The sequence below is a fragment of the Streptomyces melanosporofaciens genome (assembly GCF_900105695.1).
In the GTDB taxonomy this organism is placed as follows: Bacteria; Actinomycetota; Actinomycetes; order Streptomycetales; family Streptomycetaceae; genus Streptomyces; species Streptomyces antimycoticus.
Map to the genome: position 1 here is coordinate 9,889,718 of NZ_FNST01000002.1, position 14,088 is coordinate 9,903,805.

Below are 14,088 nucleotides of genomic sequence, written 5' to 3' on the forward strand. Positions count from 1 at the left end.
GCAGAGGTCTCAGCGCCCCAGCGCGCTGCCGTCGAGGTGGTGGAGCAGATCCGCGGGGTTCCGGTAGATCTCGTCCGCACCGGCGTCCCTCAGCATCTCAGGGGGGATGCCACCGGACTGTAGCGCGATACACCGCACCCCGGCCTTCACACACGCCACGACGTCCCACACGGTGTCACCGACGAAGACCGCGTCCCGGGCCGGCACCCCGGCGCGCTCCAGAGCCTGCTCGACCAGGTCCGGCGCGGGCTTGCCCTCCTCGACGTCGTCCGAGCTGAGCGCGGCGCCGATGGCCTCGTCGGCGCCGATCGCGGCGCGCATCGCGGCCAGTTCGTCCTGCGAGGCGGAACTGGCCAGCACCAGGTACCAGCCGCGCTCCGCCAGGGTGCGCAGCAGATCCGAGGCGCCGTCGAGAGCGGGCAGCCGGGGGAAGTACTCCGCGTACAGGGTCTTGTGGGCGGTGCTGATCCGCTCGTCCTGCGACCGGTCCCGGTCCTCGGGGAGCAGACGGTCCATGAGCTTGTCGGAGCTCATGCCGATGGTGTGGTGGATCTCCCGCATCCCCACGGTGTGCCCCGCCTGCCGCATCGCCTCCCACCAGGTGACGGTGTGCAGATAGTTGGTGTCCACGAGCGTGCCGTCCACATCGAACAGCGCGGCCCGGCGGCCACGGGCGTCCTGGTCCGAGGTGCGTTCGCTGCTCATCGTGTCCTCCTGGGCGAGTCGTACGACGACGAGGTGGCCCCCACCCGCGGCGGGGGCCACCTCGTCGGAAAGGGGCTGACCGGCAATCAGTAGTGGTGGTGCCGGTGGTGGTCGGACTCCTCGACCACGGGGGGCGCCACGGCTGTCGGTTCTACGACACGCCGGCGCTTGTAGACACTCACATACGCCGATGTGCCGATGATGCCGACGGCCATCAGGATCAGGCCGACCAATTGGACGTTGAAGCCGCTGGCGTTCCAGTCGGTGGCGAAGGTGAGAATCCCTCCCACCGCGATCATCAATATGCAACCGCCGAGGCCCATCAGTTCTGCCTCCGTACATGAGTTCGCTGTTGTGGGCTGGTCTTCACCGGGTACCCAGGCCCGCCGGTGCCAATCTCATGCCCCGCGGTCCTCCCGTTCCACGGCCGCCACCGTCTCATCGAGCGCCTGGCGGTCCTCGCGTGCCTGCGCCCGGTCCCTGGCCGAGGCATCGGTGACATCGAGAAAGATCTGGTCGGCGTGCGGCCAGATCTCCGCCATCGCCGTCTTGACGCGGACCAGGACCTCCTCGACCTCCTCGCTGTCGAGGCCGGGGAAGAGATCGACCCGGGCCGCCACCAGCGTCGAATCGTTGCCCAGGCGCATCGTCAGCAGACTGGTCACGGTGTCGATCTCCGGCTGTCCCTCGAGGAACCGGCGGAGCTCCCGGCGCTGGACCGGGTCGATCGCCTCGCCGATGAGCTGCCCGCGCGACTCCCGGGCCAGCCGGTAGGCCACATAGACCAGCAGCGCCCCGATCAGGAAGGAGGCCGTGGCCTCGTAGACCACCTCGCCGGTGACCATGTGCAGCCACATGCCGAGCAGGGCGAAGACCACACCGAGACAGGCGGTGGAGTCCTCGGCCAGGACGGTGCGCAGCGTGGGGTCGCCACCCCTGCGCAGTTCGGCCGCCATGCCACGGCCCGCCTCCCGGGCGTGCCCGCGGACCTGGAACAGCGCCCGGACCAGCGAGGAGCCCTCGGCGATGAGCGCCAGGACCAGGACCCCGAGGCCCACCAGATAGCCGCTGTGATCCTCGGAACTGCCCGCGCTCAGCGCCTCGGCGCCCTGGAAGAAGGAGAAGCAGCCACCCATGACGAAGATGCCGACGGCGGCCAGCAGCGCCCAGAAGTAGCGCTCCTTGCCGTAGCCGAAGGGGTGCTGTTCGTCCGGCGCCCGCTTGCTGCGTTTGAGGGAGGCGAGCAGAAACACCTCGTTGAGGCTGTCCGCGACCGAGTGGGCCGCCTCGGACAGCAGCGCGGGGGAACCGGCGAAGACGCCGCCGACGGCCTTGGCCAGCGCGATGACCAGATTGGCGCCGAGCGCGACGAAGACGGTGACGGCGGTCCGGGCGTCCTGGCCCCCCTGCGCCTGGGGCCCGTCCGGCTCGGGCCGGCTGTCCGGTGCGTCCGGCGTCTCGGGTGCGCGCGAGGGCTTCGGTGCGCGCGAGGGCCCCAGTGGGTCCGGCGTATGCGGCGGGCGTGGTGTCCCGTGCCGGTCGCAGGGAGGTGTTGAGGAACGGCTCATCGGCGGGAAACTCCGTAGGCGGAAGTCCGTGCCGTCCTGGTGGCGCTCTCCGCCTGGGGCGGCCGGACGGCCTGTCCCCCTCGCGGGTGTCCCGATGCCGGGACCTCAATCGTGACGTGCACATCGTGACACGCCCCGACGACGGAGCGCGCCCCGCGGGAGCCATCCGGACCGCGGGGCGCGCTCTGATCGGGTCAGCCGGTCCGGTCAGCCGGCCGGAGCGTTCGGGGAGGCGGGCACCTTCGGCAGCTCGCTGAAGATGTCGAGCCCCATGGCGGCCGCGATCAGCAGACCGATCACGCCGAGTGCCACCGCTCCCCAGGCCACCGCGGTCACCCAGGGGGCCCCGGTCGTGACGGGACGCCGCTGCCGCAGCAGCACCACACCGGCGATCACCACGGCGGCCAGCGCGAAGAGCCCGTTGACGAGGGCCGTGGTGTGCCACGGAGTGCCGTACACCGTGGCGATCTGATCGGCGGCCGCCCCGGACTGGGCCTTGATCTGGCCGGTCAGCTGCTTGCGCTCCTGCAGCATGGTGCCGAGCCAGGTGCCGGAGAGCGAGGCGAGCCCGAGGCCGGCGCCGACGACCGCGGCGGCGCCGGGGACGACGCTCGGCTTGGTGGCCGGGGGAGGGGTTCCGAGGTCGTCGGACGCTTCCTCGAGGTCCGGTGCTTCCTGCGGGTCCGCAACAGCGTTCGGGGCGCCCTCAGCCGTGGCTTCCTCGCCTTCTGCGGGCTGTGCTGCGGTGTCGGTCGGTTGGTCGGTCTTGGTGGTGTCCATGTGCCGCAACCGTACGGACCGAAGATGAAAACCCACTGAGAAAGCGATGTCCTTCGGCCGGCGGCACCGGCCGGGTGGTGGCCGGCCGGCCCGCATACGCTGACCGGAGGGTCTCACCCGATGGCCGGGGACCCTTTCGCTGTACGACGGGAGTACCCCGTGGTCTCCTCCACCTCTGGCGACGGCGCCTCCGACGGCGGGGCACGGCACCGGTTGCGCGGATGGCTGCTGGCGGGCCTGACCGACATCGCCAAGCGGCAGCCCGGCCCGTACGCCGAGCCGGAAAGCGCACACCACGGCCGGCCGTGGTGGCGGGTCATGTGCCTGACCGGTCTGGACTACTTCTCCACCCTCGGTTACCAGCCCGGTATCGCCGCCCTGGCGGCCGGGCTGCTCTCCCCGCTGGCCACCGTGGTGCTGGTGGTGGTGACCCTGGTGGGCGCGCTGCCGGTGTACCGCAGGGTGGCCGAGGAGAGTCCGCACGGCCAGGGCTCGATCGCGATGCTGGAGCGGCTGCTGACCTTCTGGAAGGGCAAGCTGTTCGTCCTCACCCTGCTGGGGTTCGCGGCCACCGACTTCCTCATCACCATCACCCTCTCCGCCGCCGACGCCACCGCCCACCTGGTGGAGAATCCGCATCTCACCTCGACCCTGCACGGTCATGAGGTGGCCGTCACCCTGATCCTGGTGGGACTGCTCGGCGCGGTGTTCCTCAAGGGGTTCACCGAGGCCATCGGCATCGCGGTGGTGCTGGTCGCGGCCTATCTGCTGCTCAACGCCGTCGTGGTGGCGGTCGGGCTGTGGCATATCGGCACCGCGCCGCATGTGATCCCCGACTGGTCCCAGGCGCTGGTCGCCGAGCGCGGCAGTCCCCTGGTGATGATCGGCGTGGCGCTGGTGATCTTCCCGAAGCTGGCCCTGGGCCTGTCCGGGTTCGAGACGGGCGTGGCCGTCATGCCGCATATCGAGGGCAAGCCGGGCGACACCCAGGAGCGCCCCGCCGGACGTATCCAGGGCGCCAGGAAGCTGCTGACCACCGCCGCGGTGATCATGAGCATCTTCCTCATCACCTCCAGCTTCATCACGACCCTGCTGATCCCGCAGCGGGAGTTCGAACCGGGCGGCGAGGCCAATGGGCGCGCCCTGGCCTATCTCGCCCATGAGTACCTGGGCTCGGCCTTCGGCAGCGTCTATGACGCCTCCACGATCGCCATCCTCTGGTTCGCCGGCGCCTCGGCCATGGCCGGACTCCTCAACCTGATGCCCCGCTATCTGCCGCGCTACGGCATGGCACCCCACTGGGCGCGCGCGGTCCGCCCGATGGTGCTGGTGTTCATCGCCGTGGCGTTCCTGGTGACCTGGCTCTTCAAGGCGGATGTGGACGCCCAGGGCGGCGCCTACGCCACCGGTGTGCTCGTGCTCATCACCTCCGCCGCCATCGCCGTCACCATCGCCGCCCGGCGCGCCCGGCAGCGCGGCTGGACCATCGGCTTCGGCGTCATCGCGGTGATCTTCCTGTACACCACCGGGGTCAACGTCATCGAACGGCCCGACGGCGTCAAGATCGGCGCCTGCTTCATCGCGGGCATCCTGGCCGTATCGCTGCTGTCCCGGGTCGCCAGGGCGTTCGAGCTACGGGTCACCAGTGTGACGTTCGACCCCCTGGCCGAGCGGTTCATGCGCGACACCGCCCACCGCAGGATCCGCTTCATCGCCAATAAGCCGGAACGCCGCGACCTGGTCGAATACCGGGAGAAGCAACATCAGATCCGCGCGGACAACGACATCCCGCCCGAGGACGACATCATCTTCGTCGAGGTCACCGTCGCCGACCCGTCCGAGTTCGAAAGCGAGCTGCAGGTGTGCGGGGAGGTGGTGCACGGCCGCTACCGCGTGCTGACCCTGCAGAGCGCCACCATCCCCAACGCGCTGGCCGCGCTGCTGCTGCGGGTGCGGGACGCCACCGGGCAGCGCCCGCACATCTACTTCGAGTGGACGGAGGGCCATCCGCTGGCCCACTTCCTGCGCTTCTTCCTCTTCGGCCAGGGAGAGGTCGCCCCCGTCACCCGTGAGGTCCTCCGCGAGGCCGAGCCCGACCGCGGCCGCCGCCCCCACGTCCACGTCGGCTGACGAGGGGCCCTGCGGCGGCCGTCGGTGTCAGGGCGCCACCGGCTCCCGCTCCGCGGCGGGCAGGCTGTCCATGAACGAGCTCACCGAGAACACCGCCCGCCCCGGCCCCGGCGGGCCGTATCCGGGCGGCGAGGCCAGCCCGAAGTCCTCGAGCGTCGCCCGGTAGGTCTCCAGCAGCCGGATGTGGTACTCCAGCGGGGCGCCCTGCGGATTGGCCTTGCCCAGCGGTGTCGTCGGCTCGGGACACCACGTGGTGAACCGGGGCACGACACCGTGCGACATGAAGAACCGCAGCCCCTCGGCGGTGGAGTCGATCGCCTCGCCCACGGAGGAGAAGCCGAACGGCTCGGCCATCTCCACGCCCGCCACGAAGTTGGGAATCACATTCCGGGCGCCGAACACCTCGGTCGAGTCCAGGATCCGGCGGTGCCACTCGTCGCGGCCGATATAGCGCTCCTTGCCCGGGCAGTACAGCTCGAACAGCCGCCGGTCCCACACCTCGAAATTGGGGTGGTAGATCCGCACCCCGTAGTCGTGGAACCGCTGGACGTCGTCCTTGGGCAGCGCCTGCGCCACCACCTTGCCGATCCACCGGCCCGGGAAGCGCTCCTCGATGGCCTTCGCGTACTGGCCGTAGAAGTCGGCCTCGTCCCGGCCGCCGATATGCGAGGTGATCGCGCCGCCGGTGAGGGTGTACGCCTGGGAGGTGCGGGCGGTGTCATGGCGATCGATGATCTCCAGCGCCTCCAGCACCTCCTCGACCGGCTTCACCCCGGTGTACGGACGGCCCGCCGCCTTGTGCTGACGCCAGTTGTGGTTGATGTCGCAGTACTGGCACTCCTCCTTGGCGCCGAAGTACTGGCACACCCGGAAGACCGTCAGATAGGCCAGATAGCCCCACTGGATGGTCGGCGCGACCTCCATCACCGACTTGCCGTTCGACAGGGTGTGGCGGTAGTAGTCCGGCATCGGGGGCAGCCCCACATCGGCGATGCGCGCACCGTCCAGATACAGGCCCAGCGCACCGTCCTCCCCGGCCCTGACCACATACGGCGACGCGGGGTTGACGCGGACGGACACCACGGTGCGGCGCAGCTCGTACGGTCCGCCGGTGAGCACGACCTCCTCGGGCGGCCGGTTGAGGGCCGCGGCGCCCAGTTCCGGAAGGGTGCGGTGGTCGAACGAGAAGATGAAATACGACTTCGGCTTGACGTCGCCGTCCTCGTTGCCGCTGAGCGCGGACTCGTCGAAGGCCATGCCGCCGCGCAGCAGGTCCTCCTTGATCACGGCTTCCCTGGGCACCTGGGGGAAGCTCGCCATCAGGCCCTCGACCAGCTCGGTTCGTCTCTGGCTCGCCATCTGCTGCCCCATCCCTGGCTCCGTATGGACGCCGTGTGGTTCCCCCGCAGGCCATCTGCCGATCAACACCATAGATCAGCGTGGATGTTCGGCTCCAGAGTGCCTGCCCTCGCCACGCCCGGCCGGTCGCCACGACCGCGTGCCGGCCCGGCGGGCACCTCGGGGCCGGCCGATCTACGGTGGAAGGGCCATGGCTGTCAATCGGCTCGGCATGGTCGTCCACCAGGCCCGCCCCACCGCTGTCGCGGCGGCGCACACCGCCCGCGCATGGGCCGCTGCCCATGACATCTCCTGCTACGAACTGGACGTCTGGCGCGGCGACCAGCCCCGGCGCAGCGCCAAGGAGGAGGCCGCGGCCGCGGGCCACCCCGACCTGATCGTCACCTTCGGCGGCGACGGCACCTTTCTGCGCGGCGCCCGGCTCGCCGCCGTGAACGGGGCCGCGGCGCTGGGGGTGAACGTGGGGCGGGTCGGCTTCCTCACCGAGATCACCGTCGATCAGGTGGAGGACGCGCTGGACGCCGTCCACGACGGCCGTGCCACGATCGAGGAGCGGATGTTGCTCACCCTGCGGGCGTCCCGGCCGCTGGAGATGCCCGAGGGCATGGAGGCGCTGCTGCGGTACGGGCGGGGCCCCTTGCCGCCCCGCCCAAGGTCCGCCCCGGCCAGGGCCCCGAGGAGGTCGGCTGGGGCATTCCGCTGGATGTCATCGCCGTCAACGACGTGGTCTTCGAAAAGCTCGCCCGCGACCGGCAGGCGGGGCTCGGCGTGTATGTGTCCGGGCAGTTGCTCGCCTCGTACTCGGCCGACGCGATCATCGTGGCCACCCCGACCGGTTCCACCGCCTACAGCTTCGCCGCCGGCGGGCCGGTGGTCTCCCCGCATATGGACGCGGTGGTCTTCACCCCGGTCGCCCCGCACATCGCCTTCGACCGCACCGTGGTGGCCGCGGTGGACGAGGCCGTCGCCGTGCGGGTCCTGCCCACCTCGGGGCGGGTGGCGGTCAGCCTCGACGGGCAGTTGCGCGGGGTGCTGGATCCGGGCGACTGGGTGGCCGCCTACCGGGCACCGAATCGGCTGCGGCTGGTGCGGCTCGCGCCGACGCGGTTCTACCACCGGCTGCGGGACCGCTTCCGGCTGGCCGACTCGCCGGCCGCCGACGCGGCGCCGCCGTTCTACCACCCCCGTTCCCCGGTCCCCCCGGACCTGGCGCATCTGCGGCTGGCCTTCGATCCCCTGCCCACGGAGCCCCTGCCCCCGGAGGCGGAACACGGAGAGTGACGCCGAAGATGCGGGGCGCCCACCCTGATGCCAGGCTGAGTGATGTGACAGCTCACGCGTTTCACAGCGACCTCACGCTGCGTGTCAACGGTGCCGACCGCCCCCTCACCCTCGACCACCGGGTGACCCTGCTGGACGCCCTGCGCGAACACCTGGCGCTGACCGGGGTCAAGAAGGGGTGCGACCACGGACAGTGCGGTGCCTGCACCGTCCTGATCGACGGGGAGCGGGTCAACAGCTGCCTGGTGTTCGCCGTGGCCGCGCAGGGCCGCGACATCACCACCATCGAGGGGGTGGCGGGGCTCGCCGCCCCGGAGGAACTCCATCCGCTGCAGCGGGCGTTCCTGGAACACGACGGCTTCCAGTGCGGCTACTGCACACCGGGCCAGATCTGTTCCGCGATCGGCGCGCTCACCGAGGCCGCGCGCGGCTGGCCCAGCCATGTCACCGAGGACATGGCGGCCGGGGTCGGCGCGCCGGGCGACCTGGACGCCGACGAGATCCGGGAGCGGATGAGCGGCAACCTGTGCCGCTGCGGGGCCTATCCCGGCATCGTGGCCGCCATCCGCGAGGTCGCCGGGGCCGACGGCGGCGGGACCCCGGCCCGCGCCGGCGCGGCGGGAGGGGCGCGATGAAGCCGTTCGCCTACGAGCGCGCCACCGACCCCCAGGCCGCCGCCACGCTGGTGGCCGACTCCACCGAGACGGTGTACCTGGCCGGGGGCACCAACCTGGTGGACCTGATGAAGCTCGGGGTGACCGAGCCCGCCATGCTCGTCGACATCACCCAGCTCCCGTACGACACCATCGAGCACCGCCCCGACGGCGGTGTGCTCATCGGGGCGCTGGTCGGGGGCAGCCGGCTCGCCGGGGACCCGGGCGTGCGCGAGCGCTTCCCGGCACTGGCCGAATCGCTGCTGTCCGGGGCCTCCGGGCAGCTGCGGACGGTGGCCACCACCGGCGGCAATCTGTTGCAGCGCACCCGCTGTGTGTACTTCCAGGACGTCACCAAACCCTGCAACAAGCGGCGGCCGGAAACCGGCTGTTCGGCCATCCAGGGCCTCCATCGCGACCTGGCCGTGCTCGGCACCTCCGACTTCTGCGTGGCGAGCCACCCCTCGGACATGGCGGTGGCGATGGCCGCGCTCGACGCGGTCGTCCATCTGCGGCGGGTCAACGGCAGTCCCCGTGCGGTACCGCTGAACGACTTCTATCTGCTGCCCGGTGACACACCGGACCGCGAGACGGTGCTGCAACCGGGTGATCTGATCACCGGTGTCGAGCTGCCACCGCCCCCGAGGGCGCCGCCATGTCCTACCGCAAGGTCCGCGACCGCTGGTCCTACGCGTTCGCGGTGGTGTCGGTGGCCGCCGTGGCCGCCACGGACGCCGACGGCACACTGCGGGAGATCCGGCTGGCGCTCGGCGGCGTGGGCACCCGTCCCTGGCGGGCCCGCGAGACCGAGCGGCTGCTCCTCGGCCGGCAGCCGACCGAGGAGACCCTGCGGGAGGCGGCACGGGCCGAGTTCGCCTCGGCGCGCCCGCTGCCGCAGAACGCGTTCAAGATCGACCTCGCCGTGGATGTCATCACCTCGGCCGTGCGCGACCTCGTGGGAGGGCAGCGTCGATGACCACGCTCCAGCGGACCGTGGGCGCGGAGGTGACCCGTGTCGAAGGACGCGAGAAGGTCACCGGCACCGCGCTCTACGCCTATGAGTATCCGGTGCCGGACGCCCTGTACGCGTGGGCGGTGCAGTCCACCATCCCGCGCGGCAGGGTGCGCGCCGTCGACGCCGCGGCGGCGCTGGCCCTGCCCGGGGTGATCGCCGTGCTCGACAGCCACAATGTCTTCCGGCTGCGCCCGACCGACGCCCCCGAACTCGCCGTGCTGCAGTCCCCGAGATCGCCTATCGGGGACAGATCGTGGCGGCCGTCGTGGCGGACACGTTCGAGACGGCCCGTCAGGCCGCGGCGGCCCTGCGGGTCGAGTACGACGTGGACGACCACGACGCCGAGCTGAAGGACGGCGACCCGCGCATCTTCGTCCCCGACACGGTCAACGGCGGCTACCCGGGCCAGACCGAGACCGGCGACGTGGAGGCCGCCCTCGCCGCGGCGCCGGTCGTCCTCGACGTCACGTACACCACGCCCCCGGAGCACACCACCACGATGGAACCGCATGCCACCATCGCGGTCTGGGACGGGGACTCGCTCACCCTCTACAACGGCGACCAGGGCCCCTGGATGACGGCCACCCGGGTGGCCGAGCTGTTCGGCCTGCCGAGGGCGCCGTCCGGATCGTCGCCGACCACACCGGCGGCGGCTTCGGCTCCAAGGCGATTCCCCGCCCGCCCACGGTGCTCGCCGCGCTGGCCGCCCGCGCCGTGGGCCGCCCGGTCAAGGTGGCGGCCACCCGGCAGCAGATGTTCACCATGGTCTCGTACCGCACACCCACCCTGCAGCGCATCCGGCTCGGCGCCGAACGGGACGGCCGGCTCACCGCCATCTGGCACGACGCGCTGCAGCAGAGCTCCACACTCAGCCCGTACTGCGAGCAGACGGTCACCCCCACCCGCGTCATGTACGCCGCGCGCCACCGCCGGACCACCCATCGGCTGGCGCAGCTGGATGTGCCGACGCCTTCGTGGATGCGGGCCCCCGGTGAGGCACCCGGGATGTTCGCGCTGGAGAGCGCGATGGACGAACTGGCCGTGGAACTGGGCATCGACCCCATCGACCTGCGGGTGGCCAACGAGCCGTCCGTGGAACCGGAGACCGGCCGCCCCTTCAGCAGCCGCAACCTGGTGGCATGTCTGCGGGAGGGCGCGGCGCGCTTCGGCTGGGCGGGCCGCGACCCCGCGCCGGGGCGCCGCCGGGAGGGGCGCTGGCTGGTCGGCACCGGAGTGGCGGCGGGCAACTACCCCGCCCTCACCTGGCCCTCCACCGCGACCGCCCGCGCCGAGCCCGGCGGAGGTTTCAGCGTACGGATCGCCGCGGCCGACATCGGCACCGGGGCCCGTACCGCGCTGACCCAGGTGGCGGCGGACGAACTCGGTGTGGAGATCGACCGGGTCACCCTCGACATCGGCCGCAGCGCCTACGGCCAGGCACCGTGGGCGGGCGGCTCGATGGGCCTGAGCTCTTGGGGATGGGCGGTATCCAAGGCGTGCCGGGCGCTGGCCAAGCGACTCGACGAGGTCTCCGGCGCGATCCCGCCCGGCGGGCTGGAGGAACGGGCGGACACCGCCGAGGACGTCGAGGCGCGCCGGGAGTTCTCGCGCCACGCATACGGCGCCCAGTTCGCGGAGGTGCGGGTGGACGCCGTCACCGGTCAGGTGCGGGTCGACCGGCTGCTGGGGATGTTCGCCGCCGGACGCATCATCAACCCCCGGACGGCGGGCTCGCAGCTGCGCGGCGGCATGTCCATGGGTCTGTCGATGGCGCTGTACGAAAACCTGGAGACGGACCCGCGGTTCGGTGACTTCGCCAACCACGACCTCGCCACGTATCACATCGCGGCCCACGCCGATGTGCGCGATGTCCAGGCGCACTGGCTCGACGAGGACGACGACGAGCTCAACCCGATGGGCAGCAAGGGCGTCGGGGAGCTGGGCATTGTCGGCACCGCGGCGGCTGTCGCCAACGCGGTGTACCACGCCACGGGGGTGCGGGTCCGCGATCTGCCGATCACGCTGGAGCGGGTGCGCGCGGGGATGTCCGCCCACTGAGCGGCCGCCCGGCCCGTCGCGGCTCCCGGGGTGTCCCGCGGTGACGGCGCGGGACACCCCGGGTCGCGTGGGGTCAGCCGTTCTCGGCAGCCCCACCGGCGCCGTCCGCGCCCGCGCCGTCTCCGGCCGCCCCGCCGTCATCGGCGCCGCCGTCCGCCGCGCCACCGCCTCCGGCCGCGCCGCCGTCCCCGATCTGCGCACCGACCGCCTCCAGCGCGGTCGTCACCGGCTGGAAGAAGGTCTCACCGCCGGAGGTGCAGTCGCCGCTGCCGCCGGAGGTCAGGCCGATGGCGTTGCCGTCCGCGCTGAACAGCGGGCCGCCGCTGTCGCCGGGCTCCGCGCAGACATCGGTCTGGATGAGCCCGCTGACCGTGCCCTCGGGGTAGTTGACCGTCGCGTCCAGACCGGTGACCGAGCCGTCGTTGAGCCCGGTGGTGCTGCCCATGCGCTGCACCTGCTGGCCCACCGCGGCCTCGGCGGCCCCGACGATGTCCACGTTCTGGTCGCCGGTGTTCACCGTGGACGGGGCCTCGGCGTTGGCGTCGTCGTAGGTGACCAGCGCGAAGTCGCCGTCACCGGGGAAGGTGGCGTCCTGCACGGTGCCGATCGGCGCGCCGTTCTGGGAGTCCGACCACTGCTCGGCGGCGACGCCGCAGTGGCCGGCGGTGAGGAACGCCGGGGCGCCGCTGTCCGTGGTGACGTTGAAGCCGAGCGAGCAGCGCGCGCCGCCGCCGAAGATGGCGTCGCCGCCCGCGACGAAGGGCTTGAACTCGCCCGTGGACTTCTTGAGGGTGGCCATGCCGTCGCCCAGGGACTTCACGGTGGACTCGAGGGTGTCCCACTTCGCCCCGGTGACGGTGGAGTCCGCGGTGACCCGCAGCTCATTGGTCTTGGGGTCCACCGACCAGGCGGTGCCCGGGATGGTGGCCTTGGTCTTGAGCGTCTTCGCGGCGCTCTGCAGCGCCTTGGTGCTGTTCTCGACGCTTCTGGCCACCGCGCCGGCGCTCTTGACCTCGACATTCACATTGTTGTTGTCGCCGACGACATTGACGATGACCTGCTGTTTGTCCTTGTCGTAGTAGGCCCCGCCGAACGCCTCGCCCAGCTGTGACGCGAGCTGGGCCGCGATGTCCGCCGCCGAGGCGGCGTCCACCTTCTTGGGCTGGGCGGCCTCGGTCTTGTCGTCCTGTGAGGCGTTGGCGTTGGGCAGCAATATCGCGGCCGCCGCGACGGCGGCGGCCCCGGCCCCCGCGAACACGATCTTTCGCTTGGGTACGCGTTTATGGCTCACTCATGACCTCCTGTTGGGGGGTTACGGGATCCGCTCGTCCGCGACGAGCACGACCCGGCAGTGGATACGGGCGGCGCACGAGTTGCGTTCAGAGAGATTGAGGAGATCTTTACGCGGCGCCCCCACCGGCCCGGTGGGCCAGCTCCTGGCGGACCAGCGGCAGCAGCTCACGGCCGTAGCCGACGGCGTCGTCCAGCGGGTCGTAACCACGGATCAGCAGGGTCGTGACGCCGATGTCCACATAGTCCAGCAGTGCCTTCGCGACCGTCTCCGGGGTGCCGACCAGCGCCGTGGAGTTCCCGGCGGCCCCGGTGGCGGCCGCGGTCGCCGTCCACAGCGCCCGGTCGTGGAGCTCACCCCGGGCGGCGGCGGCCAGCAGCCGCTGGGAGCCGACGTTCTGCGGCTCCGTGCCCCGGTCGTGGGTGAGCCGAGCGCCTCGCGGCCCCACCGCGAGGAGGTGAAGGAGCCCGCCGGGCCATGGGCCCTGATGGTGTCGAGGATCCGGTGCGCCCGCTCCCACGCCTGCTCCTCGGTCGCGCCGAGGATGGGCCGGAAGGACACGCTGATACCGGGCGGCTCGGTCCGGCCCGCGGCCTTGGCGGCCCGGTGCACGGAGGCGATCTGCTCCGCCGTCTCCGCCAGCGGCTCGCCCCACAGCGCGAAGGTGTCCGCGTGCCTGCCGCCCACGGCGTACGCCGCCTCGGAGGAGCCCCCGAAGTACAGGGGAATGCGGGGCCGCTGATGGGGGCGGACCTCGGCGTGGAAGTCCTCGAAGCGGTAGAAGCGGCCGTCGTGTCCGAACGGCTCCTCATCCGTCCACGCCCGCTTCAGGATCTCCAGATACTCATCCGTGCGGGCGTAACGGTCGTCCTTGCCCAGATAGTCGCCGTCCCGCCGCTGCTCGGCATCCCGCCCGCCGCTGATGATGTGCACGGCCACCCGCCCGCCGGAGAACTGGTCGAGGGTGGCGAACGTACGGGCGGCCAGGGTGGGAGCCACGAAGCCGGGCCGATGGGCCACCAGCAGCCCGAGCCGCTCGGTGCGCGCGGCGACATACGCGGCCACCTGGGCGCCGTCCGGGGTGGCGGAGCCATAGCCGATCAGCACCCGGTCGAAGCCCGCGTCCTCATGGGCGCGGGCGAACCGCAGGGTGTACTCGGCGTCCACGACGGGGCCACGGGCCGGGTGGACCTCGGACACCTCATGGGTGCCGATCATTCCGATGAACTCGACGGACATCGTCAGCCT

Annotated in this window: 9 protein-coding genes and 5 pseudogenes; 5 read left to right on the forward strand and 9 right to left on the reverse strand. The window is 71.6% G+C overall.

Translation table 11 applies throughout. The annotated features are described in order from the left end of the window. Nucleotides 1–9: 9 nt before the first annotated feature. From BLV72_RS44610 to BLV72_RS44625, 4 genes are all read right to left on the reverse strand, one after another. On the reverse strand, nucleotides 10–705 hold the full coding sequence (locus tag BLV72_RS44610) for an HAD family hydrolase (protein ID WP_093469647.1): 696 nt from the start codon (nucleotides 703–705) through the stop codon (nucleotides 10–12). An 86-nt stretch (nucleotides 706–791) separates the two neighbouring features. Next, complete coding sequence (locus BLV72_RS44615; RefSeq protein ID WP_059148275.1) at nucleotides 792–1,028, reverse strand: hypothetical protein; 237 nt, start codon at nucleotides 1,026–1,028, stop codon at nucleotides 792–794. Nucleotides 1,029–1,103: 75 nt separating this feature from the next. Beyond that, the gene (locus BLV72_RS44620; RefSeq protein WP_093469648.1) at nucleotides 1,104–2,273 is read right to left on the reverse strand and encodes a cation diffusion facilitator family transporter; all 1,170 of its coding nucleotides are present in this window, start codon (nucleotides 2,271–2,273) and stop codon (nucleotides 1,104–1,106) included. Between the two features lie 207 nt (nucleotides 2,274–2,480). Then, nucleotides 2,481–3,053, reverse strand: a complete 573-nt coding sequence (locus BLV72_RS44625; protein WP_093469650.1) for a hypothetical protein — start codon at nucleotides 3,051–3,053, stop codon at nucleotides 2,481–2,483. Nucleotides 3,054–3,173: 120 nt separating this feature from the next. Between BLV72_RS44625 and BLV72_RS44630 the strand changes: the two genes are divergently transcribed. Then, nucleotides 3,174–5,183, forward strand: coding sequence for an APC family permease (locus BLV72_RS44630; protein WP_244321321.1), 2,010 nt, complete (start codon nucleotides 3,174–3,176; stop codon nucleotides 5,181–5,183). A 27-nt stretch (nucleotides 5,184–5,210) separates the two neighbouring features. On the opposite strand, the gene BLV72_RS44635 is transcribed toward BLV72_RS44630, so the two are convergent. Beyond that, nucleotides 5,211–6,542, reverse strand: a complete 1,332-nt coding sequence (locus BLV72_RS44635; protein ID WP_093470895.1) for a radical SAM protein — start codon at nucleotides 6,540–6,542, stop codon at nucleotides 5,211–5,213. Nucleotides 6,543–6,732: 190 nt separating this feature from the next. Between BLV72_RS44635 and BLV72_RS44640 the strand changes: the two are divergent. The 4 genes and pseudogenes from BLV72_RS44640 (at nucleotide 6,733) to BLV72_RS44655 (ending at nucleotide 11,549) form a co-directional block, all read left to right on the forward strand. Then, nucleotides 6,733–7,823, forward strand: a pseudogene (locus BLV72_RS44640) (NAD(+)/NADH kinase). A gap of 8 nt (nucleotides 7,824–7,831) precedes the next feature. Next, on the forward strand, nucleotides 7,832–8,458 hold the full coding sequence (locus BLV72_RS44645) for a 2Fe-2S iron-sulfur cluster-binding protein (RefSeq protein ID WP_093470896.1): 627 nt from the start codon (nucleotides 7,832–7,834) through the stop codon (nucleotides 8,456–8,458). Next, nucleotides 8,455–9,452, forward strand: a pseudogene (locus tag BLV72_RS44650) (FAD binding domain-containing protein). Before BLV72_RS44645 ends, BLV72_RS44650 begins: the two are co-directional and overlap by 4 nt. Continuing rightward, nucleotides 9,449–11,549: pseudogene (locus tag BLV72_RS44655) on the forward strand (xanthine dehydrogenase family protein molybdopterin-binding subunit). The pseudogenes BLV72_RS44650 and BLV72_RS44655 overlap by 4 nt, the downstream one beginning before the upstream one ends. Nucleotides 11,550–11,622: 73 nt before the next feature. On the opposite strand, the gene BLV72_RS44660 reads toward BLV72_RS44655, so the two are convergent. The 4 genes and pseudogenes from BLV72_RS44660 to BLV72_RS52405 all read right to left on the reverse strand — a co-directional run. Then, nucleotides 11,623–12,840, reverse strand: a complete 1,218-nt coding sequence (locus BLV72_RS44660; protein WP_093469653.1) for a S1 family peptidase — start codon at nucleotides 12,838–12,840, stop codon at nucleotides 11,623–11,625. A 109-nt stretch (nucleotides 12,841–12,949) separates the two neighbouring features. Then, nucleotides 12,950–13,081, reverse strand: coding sequence for a hypothetical protein (locus tag BLV72_RS52395; RefSeq protein ID WP_425288575.1), 132 nt, complete (start codon nucleotides 13,079–13,081; stop codon nucleotides 12,950–12,952). Between the two features lie 42 nt (nucleotides 13,082–13,123). Beyond that, nucleotides 13,124–13,495, reverse strand: a pseudogene (locus BLV72_RS52400) (hypothetical protein); the annotation flags it as partial. Continuing rightward, nucleotides 13,390–14,079 (reverse strand): annotated as a pseudogene (locus tag BLV72_RS52405) (LLM class flavin-dependent oxidoreductase); the annotation flags it as partial. The pseudogenes BLV72_RS52400 and BLV72_RS52405, both read right to left, overlap by 106 nt. Nucleotides 14,080–14,088: the final 9 nt, after the last annotated feature.

Bases quoted from the DNA above. Each gene is read 5' to 3' on its own strand.
- BLV72_RS44620 (WP_093469648.1), bottom strand. From the start codon at position 2,273: ATGAGCCGTTCCTCAACACCTCCCTGCGACCGGCACGGGACACCACGC.
- BLV72_RS44635 (WP_093470895.1), bottom strand. From the start codon at position 6,542: ATGGCGAGCCAGAGACGAACCGAGCTGGTCGAGGGCCTGATGGCGAGC.
- BLV72_RS44610 (WP_093469647.1), bottom strand. From the start codon at position 705: ATGAGCAGCGAACGCACCTCGGACCAGGACGCCCGTGGCCGCCGGGCC.
- BLV72_RS44615 (WP_059148275.1), bottom strand. From the start codon at position 1,028: ATGGGCCTCGGCGGTTGCATATTGATGATCGCGGTGGGAGGGATTCTC.
- BLV72_RS44625 (WP_093469650.1), bottom strand. From the start codon at position 3,053: ATGGACACCACCAAGACCGACCAACCGACCGACACCGCAGCACAGCCC.
- BLV72_RS44630 (WP_244321321.1), top strand. From the start codon at position 3,174: ATGGCCGGGGACCCTTTCGCTGTACGACGGGAGTACCCCGTGGTCTCC.
- BLV72_RS44645 (WP_093470896.1), top strand. From the start codon at position 7,832: ATGCGGGGCGCCCACCCTGATGCCAGGCTGAGTGATGTGACAGCTCAC.